We start from the raw sequence: 22,122 nt of genomic DNA, 5'->3' as shown, positions 1-22,122 counted from the left end.
AAAAGCAGGTTGTAAGGAGGTAGCCGGGAAGAAATATCCTCCCGCAACAGTGTAGAGATTACAGGTTAAAGCAGAGATCCGCCTTTCAGGTACAGTGCGGTTATCGCATTACTTTCTACGGGTTTGGAGAACAGGTAGCCCTGACCATAGTCACACCCCATTGCCAGCAGTTTTTCTGCCTGCGCTTTCTCTTCAATTCCCTCTGCAACCATTTTACAGCCAAAGGATTTAGATAAGGCAAGTGCTGTAGAAACAATTGCGAGATGTTTATCGTTCGTCAGCATGTCGCAAATAAACGCGCGGTCAATTTTAATAATATTCACATTGAGGTTGGCGATATAAGCCAGAGAGCTCATCCCTGTACCAAAGTCATCGATGGTCAGCGTGACGCCCAATACTTTGAGGGCATCCAGACGACTTTGAATACTTTCGATATTCATGCTGGTTTCGCTTTCTGTGAGCTCAATTTCCAGCAAACTGGCAGGCACATCAAACTGTTCCAATGTGCCTGCAATGAAGTCCACAAGACCGGGGTCCAGCAAGTTATAGGGAGACAAATTCAATGCCAGAGGAAGTTCAATCTGCTGTGAGCGCCACGCCGCCAGTTGCTTAATACTTTGACAGATAATATAACGGCCAAACTCCTGTACCCGGCCGCTATGCTCAATCAAATCGATAAATGCTCCCGGCGGCAGTATCCCGTCAATGGGATGATGCCAGCGTGCCAGCGCCTCTACCCCGATAATATGTCCGTCATTCAGAGAGACCTTTGGCTGATAATAAAGCTTGATCTCTTCCCGCTCCAGCGCACCGGTCAGTTCAGCGCGTAATCTGAGCTGCTTTTTATAATCAACCGCATTGCTTTCGTCAAAGAGCATCCAGCCACAGCGCAGTTGCTTAGCTTTGTACATCGCTGTATCAGCGTTAATGATTAAGCTTTCACCGGAATCAGCGTGAGTAGGATAATGGGCAATCCCGATACTGGCACCGGTATTAATCGCCAGATTATTAATCATCACCGGCACATCGCTTTGCTCCACCAGAGACTTTGCCAGCCCTTTAGCTTCATCAATATTAAGGCCGGGGGCCCAGATTATAAATTCGTCACCGCCAACCCTTACCAGTACCTGATTGCTGCTTAATGTACCATGCAATCTGAGGGCAATTTCAACGAGCAACTTGTCACCGGCAGCATGACCAAAAGAGTCATTTACCTCTTTAAATTTATCCAGGTCGATGACGAATAAACAACCCTGCCCCGCGACCGGTTCATCCTTACTGTCTGTCGAAGAGGAAGCGTTATCGATACAGGTTTCCAGTAAGTCATCCAGAAAACGGCGGTTTGGAAAGCCTGTCAGGCCATCGTGGGTTGCAATTTTCGCCAGTGCATCATTCTTTTGTTGCACCCGTTTAGCAATAAAAGACGATAACGTCAGCGCGAGCCAGATGGCGATCCATAATACGATAACAGACACAATAGAGAGTCGCTTAGCCACCATGGCCATGGTGAGGTCCAGAGAAGTAGTAGTCTGGATGAGGTCGAGTTTATAACCGTTTCGTTCAGCATGGATGTACAGAAATTTTTCATCACCGAACTCCAGCATGCCTCTGGCGAGATCAGTGTGATCTGCAAGGTACTGACGAAAATCATCCGCCTGACCGGCTTTCAATCCACGAACATAAACCCAAATACCTTCGTCGCGGCTGACACGGGCAAAAATACCTGCTTCTTCCTCGTTTCCTCCGTAGATCATAGTCGCCACAGAGGCTGCACTGGCAGCGAGTCCGTCATTGTTGGAAACCAGTTCACTTAAAATGATGTTGGCTTCTTTTTCCATCGCCTGCAAACCGGTTTCCACGCCCAGTTCTGCGGTGAGCCGGTAAGACACTACGACGTAAATGACAGATACAAACAGCGACACACCAAGACACGCCAGGATAAGTCTGGTTCTGAAAGATTTGTCTCTGGTTAACTCAGAGAGTTGTACCATCTATAACGCAACCGCCAGTTACTGATCGCTGTTACGGGTACTGATCCCCGCTACGTGATAAACAGGACACCATCCGGTGAACAGGGAAATAAGATTAAGAAAACCGAATATACCAATAAGGACTTCGATGACAGGTTCTTCGATGATGTTACCGTTGAACAGAGCGAAGGCGGTAAATAACACACCAATCACTCCCCGCAGACTTCTGTCCAGAGTATTCAGGTTTTGGGTAATATTCATGTCGTGATCTCATTGTTGTTATCGAAGTCACTGTAATATAACTCTTTCAAAAATTCTTATCGGTATATAAAGCAGACGTTAAGTATCTTAATTCTGGTCACATTTATGAAATTTTGCCATGTCAGGTTACTATTCTGCCCTGTTAACCGCCTCCATCAGATACTGCTTTAAAATATTACCGGCGGGAGACAAGGCAACCCCCCTACGGCGGAGCAATGAAATATTTCTTTCTACCACGGGGTGAGTAAGCTCGATCGCCCGCAATCCCGGGGACATGCGTGCCGGAACTCCTGAACTGGGTAATACTGCCACGCCCAGTCCGGCTTCTGCGTAGGCAAAAGCAGATGTCATCTGCATGGGTTCAAGAATAATATCCAGTTTCATATCCTGCGCCAGTGCAGTGCTGTCGATGAGGGTACGGATCGTCGTACCTTTGTTCATGGCAATGACCGACAGATTTGCCAGTTGTGCCCATTTGACTGATTTCTCTTTTGCCAGAGGGTGTGTATCAGAACACACCACCACCATGGCATCTTTTATTAGGGTCAGTGCTTCCACTTCTTTGTCAGACTGGGCATAACAAATGCCGAAATCAATCCGCTTTTCATTCAGCGCATTGATGATCTCCTGTCCGGCGCAGTCCTGAATGTTTAACCGGATATCCGGATAATCGCTGTTAAACCGTTTCAGCACCCGTGGCAGCAAAGAGCTGCAAACTGAGGGCAGCACCGCTATATCCAGCCTGCCCCGCTTTATGGACTTGTAAGTCTTGACGTCGTAAATGGCCTGCTCAAAGTCAGCCACCAGCTTTTCTGCCGTGTCGCGAAATTCTTCTCCGGCAGGCGTCAGTTCAACCTGACGGGTATGTCTTCTTACAAGCTGGATCCCGAAATCCTGTTCTAACTGCTGGATCAGCGAACTTAATGCTGGCTGGGTGAGGCAAACACGTTCTGCAGCCCGGGTAAAATGAAGTTCTGTGGCAAGAGCAATAAAGGCTTTGAGATGTTTGATGTTGACCACGTGAGCACGCCCGATTAATCAGAATAAACTATAGATTTATACAATTTATTTATTGGAGTTATGGATTATAGAAAATCATAGTATGAATAAAATGTAAACTTTTAATCTAAAAAAGGTTAATTTGATTTCTGAACTTCAGCTCCGGATCAAACAACATCAAAAAGGATCATGCCATGCCGTTACCTCTTCCCTACAAAGCACTGTGTTTAACAACGGGTCTGTGGATGGCCACCGCACTGACGCCTGCCACCTCAGCGGATAAGCCTCTGCCTGTTATCGACGTGCACGTGCATGCCATGCAGGTAAACGGCAAAGCCGGCCCCATGTGTCCCTGGTTCCTTACCGATATGCCGGGCGGCGATCCTCATCAAGCACCGCCTTCATTTATGAACACAAACTGTGAGCAACCGCTGGCGTCAGCTGCGTCCACTGACGACTACATTGCAAAAGCCATCAGTGAAGCACAAAGGCTGAACGTTACCATGGTCGCCAGTGGCGATGATGATGTATTGCGGGCCATGCACGAGGCTGCACCGGACAGAGTGGTCCCGTCACTGGGTATGGCATTAAGTCTCACTGATGATATGTCACCGGATGAATTCAGAACGGCGCTTGAGAGTGGATTTTACAAGGTTGTTGGTGAAGTAGCGCCCCAGTACCGCGGTATGTCGCCTTCTGATATGTCACTGGATCCCTACTTTGCCATTGCTGAAGAGTTAAAAATCCCCGTTGCTATTCACATGGGCACCGGCGGCAACGGCATGGCGAACCTCACCTCACCGGATTACCGCGCATCACTGGGCAACCCCTTCGAACTGGAAGACATGCTTGCCCGTCACCCGAAATTAAAAATATGGGTGATGCACGCCGGTTATCCTATGGATGACGCCATGATTGCACTGATGGGCGCTCATGCCTATGTATATGTGGACATTGCCGGCATGATCTGGAGTTACCCACTGGCCGAAGTAAACCGCTACATAGAACGTCTGGTGACAGCCGGGTTTGGCCGACGGATTTTGTACGGAACCGACTTGTTGATCTGGCCGGGCCTGATGGAAACTTCTATCAATGTCATCAAGGATGCTGACTACCTCACTGAGCAGCAAAAGCGCGATATTCTGTTTAATAACGCAGTGCGCTTCTTCAATCTCGACGCTAAAGACTTTCAATAAATTCCGGCAGCGGGGCTGACAAGGCCCCGGCCAATTAATAAATTTTCAATATTGAATTATAGAATTAATTGATTTGCCTGATAGATAACCATTCCGCATAGTATGAACAACTTGTAAAAATAAAGTAGCCGGCACGTTACCCTTTCAATCCTGCCGGCTTATCTGAGGAGAATCTATGTTTTCGTTGCTCAACGGGATCAAGGTCCTTGATTTGACGACCATCGTTTTAGGGCCCTATGCAACGCAATTCCTTGGTGATTTTGGTGCAGACGTTATCAAGGTAGAGAACATCACCGGGGACTTATTCAGAACCGTCAGACCCGGCCGTTCAGCGGAAATGGGCGCGGGCTTCATTAACTGTAACCGCAATAAAAAAGCCATTGCCCTTGATTTAAAAAGTGAGGGCGGACAGGAAATACTTCAAAAGCTGATCGCAGAAGCCGATGTGGTAGTTCACAACATGCGTACGGCCACCGCAGAGCGTCTCGGTATCGACTACCCTGCGGTAAAGAAAATCAACGATAAGATTGTGTACTGCTTTGCGCCCGGCTACGGTCAGAGCGGCGCGTATGCCCACAAACCCGCTTACGATGACATTATTCAGGCGGAAAGCGGCATTGCCTATCTGAACCGCACATCTGACGGTCAGCCCCGTTTTATTCCCACGATTATTTGCGACAAAGTGGGCGGTATGCATCTGGCCATGTCGGTGCTGGCAGGCGTGGTTCATCGCCTGAAACATAACGAGGGCACCTGCGTTGAAGCCCCTATGTTTGAAGGCATGGTGTCATTTCTGATGACAGAGCAACTGGCCGGCGAAACCTTTGTACCGCCTCTGGGCGGCACCGGCTATGAACGGCTGAATTCGCCCTACCGTAAACCTTTTCCCACGGCAGACGGTTACATCAGTATTTTGCCCTACAGCACCCGTCACTGGCAGCGCTTCTTCCGCCTGATTGGACGCGAGGATATGACAGTGCACGCCACGGTGACCGATCCGGTAAAGCGGAGCGAAAACGTGGGCTCGCTGTATAAAATTGTCAGTGAAGCCACTCCTGCGCGGACCACGGAAGAATGGGTCACCGCACTGACTGAAATTGACGTTCCGTTTGCTCCGGTGAACAACATTGATGGCTTACTTCATGACCCGCATCTGTCATCCATCCGCTTTTTCAATGAATACGAGCACCCCTCTGAAGGCCGCTTACGGCAACCCGGCAAACCTTTCAATGTTGACGGGGAAGTCACAGACGATTTACCGCCACCGCTACCCGGCCAGCATACGGTGAGCATTCTTGAAGGGTTAGGATACAGCCACGATGCTATCCTGGAGTTACAGGATAAAAACATCATATTCAGCACTGAACGGAGTGAAAAATGAGTTTCAACATTCAGGCAAAATCATACATTCTGGGTGCAGCTGCGCTTTTTACTTTTGCTTCGCTGAGCGGATGTGCAACGCCTGCTGCAGAGGATGACCAAAGGTTTGTGGCATTGTCTGCTAAATTAGATACGCTGGTTGAAAACGGCACAATGCCGGGCTCAGTCACCACAATTATTGAGCAGGGCAAGCCGGTTTATCATTATGTGAACGGGTATCAGGATACTGGCAGCAAAACGTCGATGACGGATGATACCCTTTTTCGTCTTTATTCTATGTCCAAACCCATTACCAGTGTGGGCATTATGATGCTGCAGGAGCAGGGCAAATTGCAGGTATCCGACCCTGTCAGCAAGTATCTGCCAGCCTTCAAAGACTCACAGGTTTATGTGTCCGGCGACCTTGAGAACATGGTCACGGAGCCGGTAAAGCGGCAAATGACCATTGATGACCTGCTGGCCCATAAATCCGGTATAACCTATCACTTTACCGGCAACACACCGGTTCACCAGTATTACCGCAAATATGGCGTGAAGCGTGATACCCCCGTTGGCACACTGCCAACAGACGGTGCGCCGGCGCGCAATCTCACGGAACTGGCTGAACGACTCGCCGCGGCCCCGCTGCTGAGCCAACCGGGCGAAACGTTTGATTACAGCTATTCCACTACCCTGCTGGGTAAAATTATTGAAACGGTTACCGGCGAGCGGCTGGATAACTGGCTTGAAAACAACCTGTTTACACCACTGGGGATGAACAACACCGGCTTTTTTGTTACCGGTGACGATCTCAACCGGTTTGTGACCAACTATCTGATGACTGAGAATGGTCTGAAGGTCATAGAAACGGCAGAAAATACCGATTACAAAGATGCAAACCGCTTACTCGATGGTGGCGGCGCACTGGCCGGCACCGCATCTGATTACGTGGCGTTTGCCACAATGCTGGCAAATAAAGGTACTTATAACGGTAAGCGGCTGTTAACCGAAGCGTCTGTGGATGCCTTATTTGCGCCACGCATTACCATTGAAGAATTTGGTAATGACGCCCCGATGGCGTTCGGATACGGCTTTGCGATTGGATCACCGGACACCGAAGCTGAAAACTTCATGCCCGACGGGTCTTTCGGCTGGGCAGGTTCCGGCAATACGGTGTTCTGGGTCAACCCCGAAACCCAAAGCCTGGTGGTCTTTATGACGCAGGTTATTACGCCGCCTCCCTTTGCTAAACAGGTACCGTTTCGTCAGTACCTGATTGAAGCGACTGCCGCAGAAGCCCGTTAACAGCCTATGTTAGCGCTCACCGGCTTTCTGACCATCGTGACCGTTTTGCTGGCTATTGTCAGCAAACGGCTCTCCCCGCTGGTTGCACTTGTCGCTATCCCTGTGGCGGGCGCGCTGATTGCCGGCGAAGGCATGGCGGTACCCGGCTACCTGGTTCAGGGGATCACCGCTATTGCTCCGGTGGCGGTCATGTTCATGTTTGCCATATTGTTTTTCGGCATCATGAACGACAACCATGTGTTTACGCCCTTTATCAACGGCGTGCTGAAAGTGTGCGGCAGCGACCCGAGAAAACTGTTCACCGGTGTCGTGCTGATTACCGCACTGGTGCATCTGGACGGCTCCGGCGCCAGTACGTTTTTAATTGTGATACCTGCGGTATTACCGGTTTTTGATGCACTGAATATTGAGCGCAAAAAGCTGGCAGCACTGGTAGCGATGTCGGCAGGTGTCAACAATATGCTTCCCTGGGGTGGTCCTACCATCCGTGCAGCTGCCGCCCTCGACGTACCGGTTATGGAGCTGTACGCGCCCGTTCTGCCGGTCCATCTCAGTGGCTTTGCTTTTGTGCTCCTGATTGCTTACTGGATGGGCCATAAAGAACGGCTGAAACAAAATGCGATTTCAGATACGTCCATCACTTCAGCACAGCAAACGCGCCGGGCAGACGTGAAATGGTTCATCAACATTGCGCTTATAGTCATTGTTATAAGCGCTATCGTCGCCAGTCTGCTCCCCCCTGTAGTGGCATTTACCGGCGGTGCGCTTGCCGCTTTGCTGATTAATGCCCCATCCCAGGAAGCGCAGAAAAAAACCATCGATAATCACGCTGCACCGGTATTCATGATGGTCAGCATACTGTTTGCTGCCGGATGTTTTACCGGCGTACTGAAGCACTCTGGCATGCTGGACGCCATGGCATCAAGTGGCAGTACCTTGTTACCTGAGGCATTAACCGGAAACATGCCTCTTGTGGTCGCCGTATTATCCATGCCCCTGAGCCTGTTGTTTGACCCGGACTCTTTTTACTTCGGCATTATGCCGGTACTGGCTGGCATTGCTGCTGAATCGGGCCTGCCTGCTGTCAGCGTGGCACACGGTGCACTGCTGGGACAAATGACCACCGGATTTCCGGTGAGCCCGTTAACACCGGCGACATTCCTGCTTATTGGTCTTACGCAAATCAGTCTGGCAGATCATCAGCGCTACGCCCTGCCCTTACTGGCCGGCGTGTCGTTATTTATGACGCTGGTAGCCGTGTTGCTTGGCGTGATCCCCTTATAAAAGTCGTTACAGGGTAAAAACATGACGAAAACCGATATTAAGATAGTGGAAATGGGTGCCAGAGATGGCCTGCAAAGCGAGCGGTTACCGGTTTCCCTGAACACGAAAATTATGCTCATCAACCAGCTTGCCGGATGCGGGTTAACACATATTGAGGCCGGCAGTTTTGTTCGCCCGGACCGCGTTCCGCAAATGGCGGATACCCCTGCCGTATTTGAAGGCATATCCCGGAAAGCAGGGGTGATTTACTCAGCCCTCACACCTAACCTGAAAGGCTTTGAGCAGGCGATGAGTGCCGGTGCAGATGAAGTGGCGATATTCGCTTCAGCATCAGAAGGGTTTTCCCATAAAAACTTGAATTGCGATATTGCCACCAGCCTGACTCGTTTCGCAGAGGTCACCCGCGCGGCACAACAAGCAGGCATCCCGGTGCGGGGTTATGTATCCAGCATTGCAGGCTGCCCTTACGATGGTGACGTTTCACACGCAAGTGTGATTGATGTAACAGAGAAGCTGTTTGATATGGGCTGTGTTGAAGTGTCTTTAGGTGACACCATCGGCACCGGCACGCCGGGGCGCATCAGGCAGTTACTGAAAGCCCTGTTACAAAGCATACCGCCACACAAAATTGCCATGCACATGCACGACACTTACGGGCAGGCCATTGCCAACATTTATGTTTCACTGGAAGAAGGCATCAGAACCTTTGATGCTTCTGTAGGCGGCATTGGCGGTTGCCCTTACGCAAAAGGGGCTACCGGTAATGTTGCCACTGAGGATCTTGTTTATCTGCTTGACCGCGAAGGATTTAACCACGGCATCGATTTACACAAACTCAGTGAAACCGGATTATGGATAAACAAGGCACTGCAACGGCAAAGTACATCCCGCGCCGGTCTGGCAATGCTGAACAGGCAGAATGCACAGTGAGCCGGGTGTTCTTAAGCCGGTTACTGCTGAGCCAGATTGCCGCTGTCACTTTCCTTTTGGGTTCTCATGCACTGGCAGCAGATGATTTAACCGGCTTTTGCAACGCCATCAAACAAGTCTTGCCGGAAGACGGCGTTGCCAGCCGCATTGAAACCGAAGCGCAACATTGCCGCGTGACCACGCAGGTGCGGCCTGCAACGCTCAGCCGGTCGGCGGATTCATTCATTGAGGTATACACCTGGCTGCCCGCGCCGGATAAATGGAATGGCCGGTTTATTGCCTTTGGAAACGGGGGCTACAGCGACAGTATAGCCCAGAGCGCCATGACGACATTTCTGAATAAAGGGTTTGCTGTGGGGGCCACGAACACCGGCCATCGCGGAGACGATTTAAGTTTTGCCTCAGACGTACCTGAACGGATTGATTACTGGGGACGGTATGCGGTTCATGCGTTAAGTAAAACAGGTAAAACCCTTATTGAGCATGCCTATGGTGATGCACCGCAGTTCAGCTATTTTTCCGGATGTTCCACCGGCGGTCACCAGGCGCTTGCCAGTGTTCAGTATTTTCCGCAGGATTTTGATGGTGTGCTGGCAGGGGCGCCGGGCAACAACCGGGTTGCCCTTAATGCCGTCTTTCTGTGGCTTTTTCAGCAATTTCATGACAAACAAACGGGAGAAACGGTGATCACCAAACCGGATCTCGCTTTACTCTCCCGAACCGTTGCCCGACAGTGCAGCGAAGAATCAGGCCCGGCGAAGGGCGTGATCCTGCGAACAGAGTCCTGCAAGCCGGATCTCACCGTTTTGCACTGTCAAAAAGACAGTGATACCCAATGCCTGAGCGCTGATAAGCTATCCCGTATACAGAAGATTTATCAGGGTCCGGTCGATCCTGTCACCGGTGAGCAAATCTATCCCGGTTTTCCACCCGGCAGTGAATACACCGGAGGGACAGGCTGGGCCGCCTATATGGCCGATCCGAAAAATCCTTCGCAACCTGCCAGAGCTGACTTCTGGCGTTTGTGGGCATTTGATCAGGCGGCATGGGATCCATGGACATTTGACTGGCACACAGATTATCAGCGGGCAAGCAACACTCTCTCCCCGCGTATAGACGCCACAGAAACGGATTTGTCTGCCTTCATGCAACAAGGCGGAAAACTCATTATTTATCATGGCCTGGCAGACCCGGTTGTATCATCAGCCGATACGGCACGCTATTTCCGTGATGCCGCGGCAAATACCGGAGCGCCTTTTAATGCCAGATATTACGAAGTGCCGGGTATGTCTCACTGCGCCGGCGGCGCGTTTATCAGCGAATTTGATGCGTTTCCTGCCCTGCAACAATGGGTTGAGCACGGTACAGAACCCGGCGTCATCGACGCACCGGTAAACGGTAAATCAAAAGAGACTTTTCAGTTAGCCCCCGCCAAAACCATACTTAAATAATGTCTATATGGGCTAACGAAAAAATTTAGCTTATCCACTCAACACCAAATCATTATATTTCAGAAGCTTAAAACCCATTCATATTAAAAATTTGTTAATTAATAGTATAAATCAATTTAACTTATTGATATCACCATGGTGTGATGAGAACTGATAAGGACTGCCGGCCAGGAGCTGGCAAACACATAAAACAGGACGGCATTAGTGGTTACCGTCCGACCAGATTCAGGACTAAATATCATGTTCAGCACATCAAAAAAGCATCCGCTCTTAAGAAGCAAGCTGCAACTCGCCGTTCTCGCCGCTCTGCTTAACCCGGCAACATCAACAACTGTTTTTGCTCAGGTCAAAGAAGAAAAAGACGTTGAAGTCATCAGAGTGACCGGTAGTTATGTGACCCGCGATGCACAGGCTTCCATGTCATCACCCATCCAGATTGTCGGCAGTGAAGAAATCCTCAAATCCGGCTTTTCCGGTGTGGATGATATCATTGTTAACAACACAGCGAACACAGGTAGTGTGGGCGGCGTGAATAACCTCGCCGGCGGCGGCTCAGAATCCCGTCAGACCCGTTCTGCTAATTTGCGGGGTCTTGGCCCCTCTTCCACGCTGGTATTGCTTAACGGACACCGTGTTTCTTCACAGGAAATGGACACCAAACGCAACAGTTACACTAACCTTGCAGCCTTAGTTCCCACTATCGCGGTGGGAAGAATTGAAACCGTACTCGACGGTGCCTCTGCTATTTATGGCTCTGACGCCATAGCCGGCGCCATGAATATCATTACCGATGACCGCTACGAAGGAGTGACTGCCAGTTGGCAACATACGGCGATTGAAAATGCACCGGCTAACTTGCTGCAATTTAAGCTGGGCGGCGGGAACGACAAGTTTCACGGCATGATTGCCAGCAGTTACGAGTACAAGTCAAATTTACAAAATTCAGATCGCGCTGTCACCGCCACGAACAATACCTCAGGCACAGCGCAGCCGGGGAACTTCGTTCTTACTGAGCGCCCTGTCGGCGCTGATGGTTCAGATGTCATCATCGATAACGGCGTAAACGGGCCGGTAAACTATTCCGCCCTGTACGACCAGATTTCTGCAGATACAGGCAGCAACAGAGTGACGCTGGCCGATCCACACTGTACTGCCGAAGGCACCGGCGGCATTTATGTTGGCAGCAATCCGTTTCCATACGGCACTTGCCAGTTCAGCTACCAGCAAATGAACCCGATCATGCCAGAGTCTAAAACCTGGTTAACCTATGCATCAGCCAATTACCTGGTAAATGATGAGCATGAGATGTTCTTCGAAGGCCGCTTCTATAAGCAGGAAGGTAATCGATATGGTGTCGCCAGTATGCCCATCTCACTGGGATCCCCTGTTATCCCGGCAGAAAACCCATATAACCCTTTCGGCGTTGATGTCCAGTTCAATGGCCGTGTGCTGGGAATTAATGCGGATTACCGTCTCGCAGAATCTGACGTGGACGGTACCCATTTAGTATTAGGGGGGAAAGGTGAGCTGGGCTTCTCTGACTGGCAGTACGAAGTCAGCGGGGTGTGGAGTCAGGAGCGCGCACTGAATACAGAGCCGGACACTGATCTGCAAATGTTGCAAAATGCTTTAAATGGTTATGGTGGTGCTGATTGCCAGACAGATCCGTTTGGCAACCCGGGTAGTGCTGAAACCGCCGGTGAAGGAAACTGTGTCTGGTTCAGCCCATTTGGTAAAGATCAGCTTAACCATGACGACCGCGTATTTTACAACCTGTTGCAACCCGGCCGTTCCTCGGATGAAGTGATTTATCAAATCATTGAATTTGTTGCCAACGGCTCCTGGTTTGATTTGCCCGGCGGAACGATTGGTGTGGCTATTGGCGGGCAAACCAGAAAGGAAACCCGTAAAGTCACTGTTGATGCGGCGACGCAGGCCGGACGCTGGGGCTTTACCGGCAAGCAGTCTCCGGGACAAGGCTCACGGACCATCGATGCAGTCTTTGCAGAGTTATTCCTGCCCTGGACACTGGATTTAGATATGCAACTGGCGTTGCGCTATGAAGACTACGGGCGCTTCACCACCACCGATCCGAAATTAGGTCTTAACTGGCGTGCTAACGACGATCTCACCTTCAGACTCTCTGCCAGTACCGCTTTCAGAGCACCGTCTCTGGCGCACTCAGTGGGTAATCAGTCATCTTCCGGCGTCAGCCAGACTATTGATCCGCTGGACCCGAATGACAACGGGACTTTCCGTGTAATCAATACAATTGCCAATCCCGACCTTGAGCCGGAAGAATCAACTAACGTTAATATCGGCATGACCTGGACAGTAACAGATGAATTAACCACATCGTTAGATTACTGGAGCTTTGAGTTTGAGAATCAGGTAACGGCAGAAACAGCAACTCAGGTGATAGAGCGGGATCCAAACGGGCCTGATTTGATCAGGGATGCTGATGGCCGGTTACTGGCGGTAAACGTGGGATATTTCAATGCGGGTAAAACCGAAACAAACGGCATTGACTGGCGTCTGGATTACCGTACAGAAATCATCGACGGTCACATTCTCAGCATCAGTAACTCGCTGACCTGGATTAACGAGTACACCGTGCAGGTGGGCCCGGACCAACCCGTGTATGACGTGGTAGGACGCAGAAACGACAACAACCCCGGCTCTGTTGCACCGGAATACCGCGACACTATGCAGGTATCCTGGTTACACAACGCCCACTCCGCAAACGTCACCATGCGCTTTGTTGATGGTGTGGAAGATGACGTCTTCCTGCCGATGAATTACACCACACCATGGGGACAGATCAGTTCATCCACGGTGATTGATGCACAATACGCGTTCCGCTTTGGCGGCAACGAACAGTATCAAATTGCAGTGGGTGCCGTGAACCTGTTCGACCGCGAACCACCGGCAGCCTTTTTCACCAAGTATCTGTCTACCGCCGCCGACCCGTTAGGCCGTCAGGCATATGTGAGACTGTCTTTTGAACTGTAAAAAGTGAATGGAGAAGCGCATTGCGCATGGCGCACTGCTTTTTAAGCTATGAGGGGGTTTGTTTTCAAAACCAATGTTCTTAAAGGTTTTCAGCAAACCCGCGTAGCAGTTCAACAGAAACAACCAGCCCCTGGGCCTGCAATGTTTCTAAATAATCATCAGTACTTTTGGGCGGTTTCTTAAGGGAAAGACGGTGTGTTTTGACCACATGACACACCAGTCCCGGATTCAAATCAATTTGATTTTGTATAAATCTGTCCGGGTCAATTGCTTCTATCCCATATTCATCTAATACATCTGCAGGGAAGTCTTTAAGATTAAACGTGACAATGGCTTGTGCGCCGCATTTGATGGCAGCTGCAAGTACATGCCGGTCATCATTGTCTGGCAATGACAAACTTGATTCAAGCTCTTCATAATGACTCACCAGGCAATCACGAATATGAGCATTCATTAACATTCGGGTTCTGTTAAGTTGCTCCGGAGAAATGTCATCTCTATTTTTTATTACATTTCTAATCCATTCATCATTAATTCGTTCCGTCCATCGTGCAGCAAAGACATCAGCTACTGCCAGACGAAGTAACAAGTCTCTGAGAGGTGCAGGGTAAAGTACATTTGCGTCCAATAGCGCAATAAACCTCAAGATTAATACCCCATACCCAGCTCTTGTGCCTGTTCTGAAAGCTCATCCAGGACCTTCATCCGTTCTTCATCAATTTTAGCCTTATAAGCCTGTACATCGCTGAATAGCACACGACGATGTGTACCTTTGCGACTAAATGGTATTTGTCTTTCTTCCAATAGTTTGACGAAAAACGGTCGGGATACATTAAGCATTTCAGCGGCTTGCTGGGTTGTGAGTTCAGCGTGAACAGGAACGAGAGTAACAGCATTACCCTGTGCCATTTGAACTAATATGTTCTTTAACAATTCAAGTGCACTGGCCGGAAGCACAACTCGCTCTCCATTTTCATTCAGAAAGGCCACCGTTTCGTCAAATGCAGACTCATCACGGTGGCGACCTAAAATTTGTGACAAGACAGGCGCACTAATCCGGGCCAAATCTATATCGTGTTTCGTTGGACTAACAATGTTGTCAATCAGGTTTGATGCAGCCATGGTTTTCTCCTTTGCAACAGGACAGAGGCGTTTTGTTGCTCTCTAAAATTACGACAACAAGATAAACGAAAAATTCGAAACAAACAAAATAAACGAAAAGTATACATGTTGAATATGCAGAATCGATAGTAATAGCCACTCCTTCACAGGAAATGAGGTTTAAAGTATTAGAAGTTCCTATAGCTCACAGCTCCCGTAAGTTAAAGACCGCAGCTAAGTTTGACGATTTGAATCAACCTTTAGCAACTTCCGGCAATACAATACCGGCAGGAAGCCGCCCCCAATCAGGATAACTATCCTGAATGCCTCGTACTCTACAAACCAGAGAGGTTTGAAAAACGTGAGTACAATTATTACAGACGTCATGCCAGTGAATGCATAATTCAGGTACCGGTTTGCCAGATTCATAGAGTAATTTTCTTTAAGGGTGTGATGCAGAGAAACAATCAAAATCAACCAGATAATGGCAGCGGAAGTTCTGCCATTTCACCGGGTTGTTGAGCAAACTTACCACCTCCGCTCGCTTTCACAACTGTCCTTGATGTCAGCCTGCACACGCAAGAGGCTCCTCTACAATCCCTCAGAGATTTGCTCCAGCGAACGTCCTTTGGTTTCCGTAAACAGTTTAACCACCAGCACCAGGCTGATGAGCGCGAATATGCCGTAGGAGGCAAAGGTGACGGCGGCACCGAGATTCATCAGCTCCCAGGGAAACAGAAACTGGACCAGGAAGCTGGAGAGGGAGTTAACTACGCCCACCACGGAGATGGCGAGGGCCCTGCTCTGATTAGGAAATATTTCTGCCAGCATAGCCCACATGACAGGCCCTAAAGACATGGCATAGGATGCCACAAACGCCAGTAATCCAAAGAGAACCACTGGTGCATTCATATTAATGCCCTTACTTAACAGCACCCGCTGATGCTGACTGTATTGTTCCTGTCCCAGTGCATTTATTAAAGACTGCTTAAAGGAAACGTCTGATAAAAATGCCTTGCCAGTGAGTGGCACAAGTTGTGAGGCCAAAGCAGGATCGCCAAGTGAAATTTCAGCCACTTCCACAGAATTCAGTTCATAAGTGGCTTGCTTAAAGCCCCAGCTACAGATTGCCATACTAAGCATCACTCCGCAGAGTCCGGTTACAAGCAACGGTTTTCTGCCCCAACGGTCAATGGTCACCATAGCAATAATGGTAAAAACAATATTGATTAACCCTATCCAGATCGCCTGCATAAAAGCCGCGTCAGTGCCGACTCCGCTATGCTCAAAAATGGTCGGGGCGTAGAAAAATATCACGTTTATACCGGTGATTTGTTGTGACACACCCAGTATTAATCCGACAATGAGAGGAAAGCGCATACGGGGTGCAACCAGAAATCCAAGCCGCTGCCGCCATCGCCAGTGTTTGTTTTCTGATAACTGGCTCATAGCCGCCAGTTGTCTTTCAGCCTGCTCATGACTGAACAGTTTTCTGACCACCTGTCCGGCTTCTGCCTGACGATTTTTAAGCATGAGCCAGCGCGGACTGCGGGGCACTTTAAATAACAGCACTAACCATATGGCCGCCGGTATCATTTCCAGTCCCAACATATAACGCCAGCAGTTGTCACTGATCCCCAGATCACTTACCCATTGCGCATCACTGCCACTGAGCTGAAGGAAGGCGTAATTGCTGAAGTACGAAAGTGCCAGACCCGTGACAATATTGAGCTGGTTTACTGACACCATTTTGCCGCGATTTTCCGGAGCGCTGATTTCAGCGATATACACCGGCGCGATTAGCAGTGAACAAAATGCCATGCCGCCAAGAAATCTGGCGCCTACCAGCATCCAGTAATTCACCGACAATGCTGAAGCCAGAGCGGAAACAAGATACAGCGTAGCAATGATGATAAGGGTTTTTCGCCTGCCAATAGCGTCACTGACCGCACCGGCACAACACATGGCTATTAATGCGCCCAGTGTGGGAGAGCTGACAACAAACCCCTGCTGCCAGTCTGACAACCCGAAAGCTAAATCAATGAAACCGATAGCACCGGAAATCACGCTGGCATCAAAGCCAAAAATGAACCCGCCGAGCGCTACAATGAGTGTGTAACGCAACGAAGGAGAAAGCCTGTTAAGCATGGGGTGCCGGTCCCAGCGAATCCCGTAAGATTAGTTCAGGCTCAAAAATATGAGTGACAGGTTGAGGACATTTGATGTCGTAAACATGTTCCAGCACCCAGTGCGCTGCCATTTCACCCATAGCACGTACCGGGTTACTTACCGTAGTCAGCTTGGGATACAGATAGCGACAGAAAATGGCGTTATCAAACCCCACTACCGACAGCTGTTCAGGTAATGCAAAACCCGCTTCTCTGGCGGCGGTCATTGCCCCGGAGGCCATCTCATCGTTAGCGCACACCAGTGCAGTCATATCCGGATGCTGAGCCAGCAGGCTGGTAAACCCTTCCTGACCTGACGACTCATGATAGTCTCCCTCAACCATCAGTGAAGGCTCAAAACTGATACCCGCTTCTGCTAATGCCTTTTTATGTCCGGTCAACCGGTCCGAGGCATCTGTTTTAAAAAGTGGTCCGCTGATGTAGCCGATATTCCGGTGACCTTTGTCCAGTACCGCTTTTGTCGCCAGATAACCACCATCCACGTTATCAGCAACAAAACACTTATCTTCCAGGCCGTTAACTTTACGGTTCACCACCGCCACCGGTACCGATGCGTTGCTTAAGGAAACCAGATAGTCATCAGTCACGGCTTCCGCATGGACAATCAGTGCGTCGCAACGCCGGCTGGTCAGAAAATCGATGGCGTCTGTTTCACGGCTTTCATCGACGTGGCCCGCGGTAATAATAACGTGCTTGCCGTGTTTTTTAAGGATCAGCTCTATGGTGCTCATCAGATCACCAAAATAGGAGCCGTGCAGTTCAGACACCAGTAAACCCACACTGTTTGTGCGGTTTGAAGCTAAAGACTGGGCGATAGCATTAGGCTTGTAACCTAACGCCTCCATGGCGTCCACGACTTTTTGTCGCGTCCGGTCACTGACTTTGGCATTGCCATTCATCACCCGGGACACGGTAGCCAGCGAAACACCTGCTGCTTTAGAAACTTCGTAAATGGTTGCCATAATAAAAATACTGCGCCTTCATCATGTCACCAATTTACCGGTTATTTGCGGGTTATCAACTCTTTATAAGCAAATCCGCTTTGCTTGATGATGCGTCGTCCGGATTCATAGTCTGTATAGACCAGCCCGAAACGTTTACTGTAGCCAAATGCCCATTCAAAATTGTCCATCAGTGACCAGGCAAAATAGCCGCGTATATCCACGCCCTGACGCATGGCTTCATCCACCGCATTTAAGTGAGTGTGAAAATAGGCTACGCGGTCGTCGTCGTACACCTGATCGTTGACCAGAATGTCATGCATCGCGGCCCCGTTTTCGGTGATGTACACCGGCGGCAACTGATAACGCTGATGCAGTGACACCAGCAATTCAGTGAACGCTTCCGGCCGGATTTCCCATCCTATATCAGTAACCGGTACATCACGGGGTGGCTGCGCAATAAAGCTGCCTTTGCCATTATCACGATATACTGTCGGCGAATAATAATTGACGCCCAGGTAATCCAGCGGTTGACGGATTAACGCCATGTCATCCGGCAGGATTTCAGGCCGTTCTTCCGGTGCCAGTGACAGCATGATATCCGGATATTCACCGGTTAACACCGGCTGCAAATACCACTGGTTGTGATAGGCATCAGCCAGAACGGCAGCTCTTATGTCATCAGCAGACGGTGACGCAGCAATACAGGTAGAAAAATTCAACACAATGCCATGAATGCCGTCGGGACAGCAGGCGCGCAAGGTTTTCATGCCTGTACCATGGGCCATTAATATATGGTGTGCTGCCTGTCTGCCATTTTTAACACCGCTAATACCCGGCGCATGCACACCGGTTTCGTATCCCAGATAAGCTGAACAAAAAGGCTCGTTGATGGTAGCCCAGGCATGGACCTTATCGCCCAGAGCGCTGGCAACAACGTCAACATACCGGGCAAACGCCCGGACAGTATCGCGATTTAACCACCCGCCTTTGTCCTCAAGGCATTGCGGAAGATCCCAGTGATAAAGGGTAACAAAGACTTTTATCCCTCTGCTGTGCAGCCAGGTTACCAATTCAACGTAAAAAGCCAGCCCCTCTTCATTCACTGTTCCCTCATCATTGATAACTCTGGGCCAGCACACAGACAACCGGTAGGCATCCACGCCAAGGGATGCAATAAGCTCAGCATCATCCCGCCACTTTTCAATGTGCCTGCAGGCAATATCGCCGTCAGATCCATCGCTGATTGCACCGTGCTTTTTGCAAAAAAGATCCCATATGCAATCATCCCGCTGATGCCTGCCACCTTCAATTTGATAGCTGGACGTAGCAACGCCAAACAGGAAATCGCGATGCCACATCGGGCTGTCATCAGGTAACTCAATTTTTTTCATATCTGTTCCCGGCAGGCAAACCAGTTTTCGTTATTCAGGATTGAACTTGTTAACGCTTCGTGTAATTATCTTGAAAAATGTAAGCGCTTTCAAATAACATTATTACAAAATGTAAGCGCTTTCAAATTTAACTATTAAGGTTCTTACATCATGCGAAAGACTTTGCTCTCAACGGTCGTTGCCTCCGTTTTTCTGACAGCCTGTGCTTCTTCCACAGATAACGCAGACAATTCGTCAGTCTGGCCTCATCTGGATATAGCCGTTAAACCGGACCATGCGACGGAAGACAGAGTGTCTGCTTTGTTAGCGTCAATGACTGTTGAGCAGAAAGTCGCACAGGTTATCCAGCCTGAAATCGGCAGTATTACCCCAGAAGATATGCGTCAATACGGCTTTGGCTCTTATCTTAACGGCGGAGGCTCATTTCCCGGCAGTAACAAACATGCAACGCCGCAGGAATGGATAGATTTGGCTGAAGCCATGTATCAGGCTTCTGTGGACGACAGTAAAGACGGCTCAACGATTCCAACCATGTGGGGAACAGATGCGGTACACGGTCACAACAATGTGATTGGTGCCACGCTGTTTCCCCACAACATTGGTTTGGGTGCGGCAAACAACCCTGCATTGATGGAAAAAATAGCTAACATCACGGCGCAGGAAGTCATGGCCACTGGTATCGACTGGGTATTTGCACCAACGGTCGCCGTAGTCCGTGATGATCGCTGGGGCCGAACCTATGAGAGTTACTCGGAAGATCCAGACATCGTAAAAGCGTATGCTGCGTCTGTGGTTAAAGGCCTGCAAGGCCATGCTGATGCCGGTGATTTCCTGGGTGACGAGAGGGTGATCAGCACTGTAAAACACTTCGTTGGTGACGGCGGTACAGTAAAAGGTGACGATCAGGGCGACAACATTGCTTCTGAGCAGACCCTGTTTGATATTCACGCTCAGGGTTATGTGGGCGGTCTTACTGCGGGCGCGCAATCGGTAATGGCGTCATTTAACAGCTGGCACGGCAAAAAACTACATGGTCATAAATACTTACTGACAGACGTGCTGAAAAACCGCATGGGGTTCGACGGCTTTGTGGTGGGCGACTGGAACGGACATGGTCAGATTAAAGGCTGTACTAACGACAATTGCGCGCAGGCGATTAACGCTGGCCTCGATATTTATATGGTACCTTCCGACTGGAAAGCGCTTTACCACAATACAGTGGCGCAGGTGAAAGACGGCACCATCAGCAGCGCCCGTTTAGACGATGCGGTAAGACGCATTCTGCGGGTAAAAATGCGGGCAGGACTTTTTGATAAAGCCAGTCCTGCTCAGCGCCCGCTTTCCGGTAAACAGTCTCTGATTGGCAGTGAAGAACACAGAAAAGTCGCCCGTCAGGCCGTTAAGGAATCTCTGGTTTTACTGAAAAACAAACAAAACCTGTTACCACTGTCTGCAAGCGCGAACATTCTGGTGGCCGGTGATGCGGCTGACAACATTGGCAAGCAATCCGGCGGCTGGACAATTACCTGGCAGGGGACGAACAATACCAATGACGATTTCCCGGGTGGCAGCTCTATTTTTGATGGTATTTCACAGTACGCAAAGCAAGCTGGCGGCAATGCCACTTTATCGGTTGATGGCAGCTATAGCAGCAAACCCGATGTGGCCATTGTCGTATTTGGTGAAGAGCCCTATGCAGAAGGTGTGGGCGACAGAGAAACACTCGCCTACCAGCCAGGTAACCAGAAGGATTTAGCCTTACTGAAGAAACTGAAAGCAGACGGGATCCCTGTGGTTTCGGTATTCATTTCTGGCAGGCCAATGTGGATAAATGCAGAACTGAATGCTTCGGATGCATTTGTCGCCGCCTGGCTTCCCGGCTCTGAAGGTGCGGCTGTGGCAGAGGTTTTATTCGGCGATGCTGATTTTAAAGGCAAACTGCCTTTCTCATGGCCGGCATCGCCCCTGCAAATAGCCAATGTGGGTGACAAAGATTACGCCCCTCTCCTTCCTTATGGTTTTGGTTTAACCTTCAGCGACAAGAATGTACTGCCGGACAACCTGAACGAAAAAGATGAAAGCCTGAAGCAACAATCTGCAGAGTCTGTTGCCATTTTACAGGGCGGCGTCCGCGCGCCATGGTCGTTACAGCTTACCTCAGAGAATGAGTACAAAACTGTTGCCGCAAGCGCTGAATCCTTCGGCAGCATTACTTACCGCACCAGCGACAAAGTGGTACAGGAAGATGCGATCACCGTCACCTTCGATGGAAAGGCGCCGGCAGGTATTGCTTTCACGCGCACTGAAAAAGCTGAATTAGTTGCATCGAATGCGCATGCAGAAAACCGTGCGCTGGTTTTCAGTGTCAATGTCTCGCAACCTTTTTCAGATGACGTTTTCGTTACTTTGTGTTCTGAACAGCAAGACGGCGATGAAGCCTGCCCGTCCGGCGTCAATATCGCACCGGCGCTGTCGGGCTTTGAAGCTGACACTTGGCAATCAATGGCATTGCCCCTTAAATGTTTCGCCTCCCCTGACATAAACACACTGACAACTGCCTTCGCCCTGCGCACATCAGGTAGCGGAACGTTAAGCCTTGCCGATGTGTTTATTCAGCAAACACCAGAGCACTCAACGGTGCTGGCATGTGAGTAATTTAGCAACCCAAAACTGTCGCTCCTGAACATGTAGGATGACTAGTTAAAAGCCCGTTACAACGAGTTGGTATGA

16 protein-coding genes are annotated in these 22,122 nt (G+C 49.8%); 8 read left to right on the top strand and 8 right to left on the bottom strand.

Annotated elements, in window-relative coordinates; translation table 11 throughout:
* Positions 1-65 precede the first annotated feature (65 nt).
* The 3 genes from J3369_RS05510 to J3369_RS05500 form a co-directional block, all read right to left on the bottom strand.
* Positions 66-1,991 (bottom strand): putative bifunctional diguanylate cyclase/phosphodiesterase, encoded by a 1,926-nt coding sequence (locus tag J3369_RS05510; protein ID WP_349584746.1) that lies wholly within the window; start codon positions 1,989-1,991, stop codon positions 66-68.
* A gap of 18 nt (positions 1,992-2,009) precedes the next feature.
* On the bottom strand, positions 2,010-2,231 hold the full coding sequence (locus J3369_RS05505; RefSeq protein ID WP_349584744.1) for a YgaP family membrane protein: 222 nt from the start codon (positions 2,229-2,231) through the stop codon (positions 2,010-2,012).
* A gap of 129 nt (positions 2,232-2,360) precedes the next feature.
* On the bottom strand, positions 2,361-3,251 hold the full coding sequence (locus tag J3369_RS05500) for a LysR family transcriptional regulator (RefSeq protein ID WP_349584741.1): 891 nt from the start codon (positions 3,249-3,251) through the stop codon (positions 2,361-2,363).
* Between the two features lie 173 nt (positions 3,252-3,424).
* Between J3369_RS05500 and J3369_RS05495 the strand changes: the two genes are divergently transcribed.
* The 7 genes from J3369_RS05495 to J3369_RS05465 all read left to right on the top strand — a co-directional run bounded on the left by J3369_RS05495 (position 3,425) and on the right by J3369_RS05465 (position 13,767).
* Positions 3,425-4,426 (top strand): amidohydrolase family protein, encoded by a 1,002-nt coding sequence (locus J3369_RS05495; RefSeq protein WP_349584738.1) that lies wholly within the window; start codon positions 3,425-3,427, stop codon positions 4,424-4,426.
* Positions 4,427-4,601: 175 nt separating this feature from the next.
* Positions 4,602-5,807, top strand: a complete 1,206-nt coding sequence (locus tag J3369_RS05490) for a CaiB/BaiF CoA transferase family protein (RefSeq protein WP_349584735.1) — start codon at positions 4,602-4,604, stop codon at positions 5,805-5,807.
* Positions 5,804-7,090 (top strand): serine hydrolase domain-containing protein, encoded by a 1,287-nt coding sequence (locus J3369_RS05485; protein WP_349584732.1) that lies wholly within the window; start codon positions 5,804-5,806, stop codon positions 7,088-7,090. The genes J3369_RS05490 and J3369_RS05485 overlap by 4 nt, the downstream gene beginning before the upstream one ends.
* A gap of 6 nt (positions 7,091-7,096) precedes the next feature.
* Positions 7,097-8,374 (top strand): CitMHS family transporter, encoded by a 1,278-nt coding sequence (locus J3369_RS05480; protein WP_349584729.1) that lies wholly within the window; start codon positions 7,097-7,099, stop codon positions 8,372-8,374.
* 21 nt (positions 8,375-8,395) lie between these two features.
* Positions 8,396-9,304 (top strand): hydroxymethylglutaryl-CoA lyase, encoded by a 909-nt coding sequence (locus J3369_RS05475; RefSeq protein ID WP_349584726.1) that lies wholly within the window; start codon positions 8,396-8,398, stop codon positions 9,302-9,304.
* Complete coding sequence (locus J3369_RS05470) at positions 9,226-10,755, top strand: tannase/feruloyl esterase family alpha/beta hydrolase (RefSeq protein ID WP_349584724.1); 1,530 nt, start codon at positions 9,226-9,228, stop codon at positions 10,753-10,755. The genes J3369_RS05475 and J3369_RS05470 overlap by 79 nt, the downstream gene beginning before the upstream one ends.
* A 240-nt stretch (positions 10,756-10,995) precedes the next feature.
* Positions 10,996-13,767 carry a TonB-dependent receptor domain-containing protein gene (locus J3369_RS05465; protein WP_349584721.1) on the top strand — a complete coding sequence of 924 codons (2,772 nt, stop codon included), beginning with the start codon at positions 10,996-10,998 and terminating at the stop codon, positions 13,765-13,767.
* 79 nt (positions 13,768-13,846) lie between these two features.
* Here the strand turns inward: J3369_RS05465 and J3369_RS05460 are convergent, their stop codons facing one another.
* From J3369_RS05460 to J3369_RS05440, 5 genes are all read right to left on the bottom strand, one after another.
* Positions 13,847-14,413, bottom strand: coding sequence for a VapC50 family PIN domain-containing toxin (locus J3369_RS05460; protein ID WP_349584718.1), 567 nt, complete (start codon positions 14,411-14,413; stop codon positions 13,847-13,849).
* 2 nt (positions 14,414-14,415) lie between these two features.
* Entirely contained in the window at positions 14,416-14,889 is a 474-nt protein-coding gene (locus J3369_RS05455; protein ID WP_349584715.1) for a helix-turn-helix domain-containing protein, read from the bottom strand.
* A 570-nt stretch (positions 14,890-15,459) separates the two neighbouring features.
* Positions 15,460-17,016, bottom strand: a complete 1,557-nt coding sequence (locus J3369_RS05450) for a sugar porter family MFS transporter (RefSeq protein WP_349584712.1) — start codon at positions 17,014-17,016, stop codon at positions 15,460-15,462.
* Positions 17,009-18,019, bottom strand: a complete 1,011-nt coding sequence (locus tag J3369_RS05445; protein ID WP_349584709.1) for a LacI family DNA-binding transcriptional regulator — start codon at positions 18,017-18,019, stop codon at positions 17,009-17,011. The genes J3369_RS05450 and J3369_RS05445 overlap by 8 nt, the downstream gene beginning before the upstream one ends.
* A 41-nt stretch (positions 18,020-18,060) precedes the next feature.
* Entirely contained in the window at positions 18,061-19,392 is a 1,332-nt protein-coding gene (locus J3369_RS05440) for a GH1 family beta-glucosidase (protein WP_349584707.1), read from the bottom strand.
* 150 nt (positions 19,393-19,542) lie between these two features.
* Here J3369_RS05440 and J3369_RS05435 point away from each other — a divergent pair, with 150 nt between their 5' ends.
* The gene (locus tag J3369_RS05435; RefSeq protein ID WP_349584704.1) at positions 19,543-22,047 is read left to right on the top strand and encodes a glycoside hydrolase family 3 protein; all 2,505 of its coding nucleotides are present in this window, start codon (positions 19,543-19,545) and stop codon (positions 22,045-22,047) included.
* The last annotated feature ends 75 nt before the right edge of the window (positions 22,048-22,122 follow it).

The sequence above is a fragment of the Alteromonas sp. NFXS44 genome (genome assembly GCF_040148705.1).
In the GTDB taxonomy this organism is placed as follows: domain Bacteria; phylum Pseudomonadota; class Gammaproteobacteria; order Enterobacterales; family Alteromonadaceae; genus Alteromonas.
The sequence above is the reverse complement of the archived record's forward strand: the minus strand, read 5'-3'. Positions and strand labels throughout refer to the sequence as shown.

What these genes read in the sequence shown, in the direction of transcription:
- J3369_RS05510 (WP_349584746.1), bottom strand. Translation starts at nt 1,991, where the DNA reads ATGGTACAACTCTCTGAGTTAACCAGAGACAAATCTTTCAGAACCAGA.
- J3369_RS05505 (WP_349584744.1), bottom strand. Translation starts at nt 2,231, where the DNA reads ATGAATATTACCCAAAACCTGAATACTCTGGACAGAAGTCTGCGGGGA.
- J3369_RS05495 (WP_349584738.1), top strand. Translation starts at nt 3,425, where the DNA reads ATGCCGTTACCTCTTCCCTACAAAGCACTGTGTTTAACAACGGGTCTG.
- J3369_RS05490 (WP_349584735.1), top strand. Translation starts at nt 4,602, where the DNA reads ATGTTTTCGTTGCTCAACGGGATCAAGGTCCTTGATTTGACGACCATC.
- J3369_RS05485 (WP_349584732.1), top strand. Translation starts at nt 5,804, where the DNA reads ATGAGTTTCAACATTCAGGCAAAATCATACATTCTGGGTGCAGCTGCG.
- J3369_RS05480 (WP_349584729.1), top strand. Translation starts at nt 7,097, where the DNA reads ATGTTAGCGCTCACCGGCTTTCTGACCATCGTGACCGTTTTGCTGGCT.
- J3369_RS05475 (WP_349584726.1), top strand. Translation starts at nt 8,396, where the DNA reads ATGACGAAAACCGATATTAAGATAGTGGAAATGGGTGCCAGAGATGGC.
- J3369_RS05470 (WP_349584724.1), top strand. Translation starts at nt 9,226, where the DNA reads ATGGATAAACAAGGCACTGCAACGGCAAAGTACATCCCGCGCCGGTCT.
- J3369_RS05465 (WP_349584721.1), top strand. Translation starts at nt 10,996, where the DNA reads ATGTTCAGCACATCAAAAAAGCATCCGCTCTTAAGAAGCAAGCTGCAA.
- J3369_RS05455 (WP_349584715.1), bottom strand. Translation starts at nt 14,889, where the DNA reads ATGGCTGCATCAAACCTGATTGACAACATTGTTAGTCCAACGAAACAC.
- J3369_RS05450 (WP_349584712.1), bottom strand. Translation starts at nt 17,016, where the DNA reads ATGCTTAACAGGCTTTCTCCTTCGTTGCGTTACACACTCATTGTAGCG.
- J3369_RS05445 (WP_349584709.1), bottom strand. Translation starts at nt 18,019, where the DNA reads ATGGCAACCATTTACGAAGTTTCTAAAGCAGCAGGTGTTTCGCTGGCT.
- J3369_RS05440 (WP_349584707.1), bottom strand. Translation starts at nt 19,392, where the DNA reads ATGAAAAAAATTGAGTTACCTGATGACAGCCCGATGTGGCATCGCGAT.
- J3369_RS05435 (WP_349584704.1), top strand. Translation starts at nt 19,543, where the DNA reads ATGCGAAAGACTTTGCTCTCAACGGTCGTTGCCTCCGTTTTTCTGACA.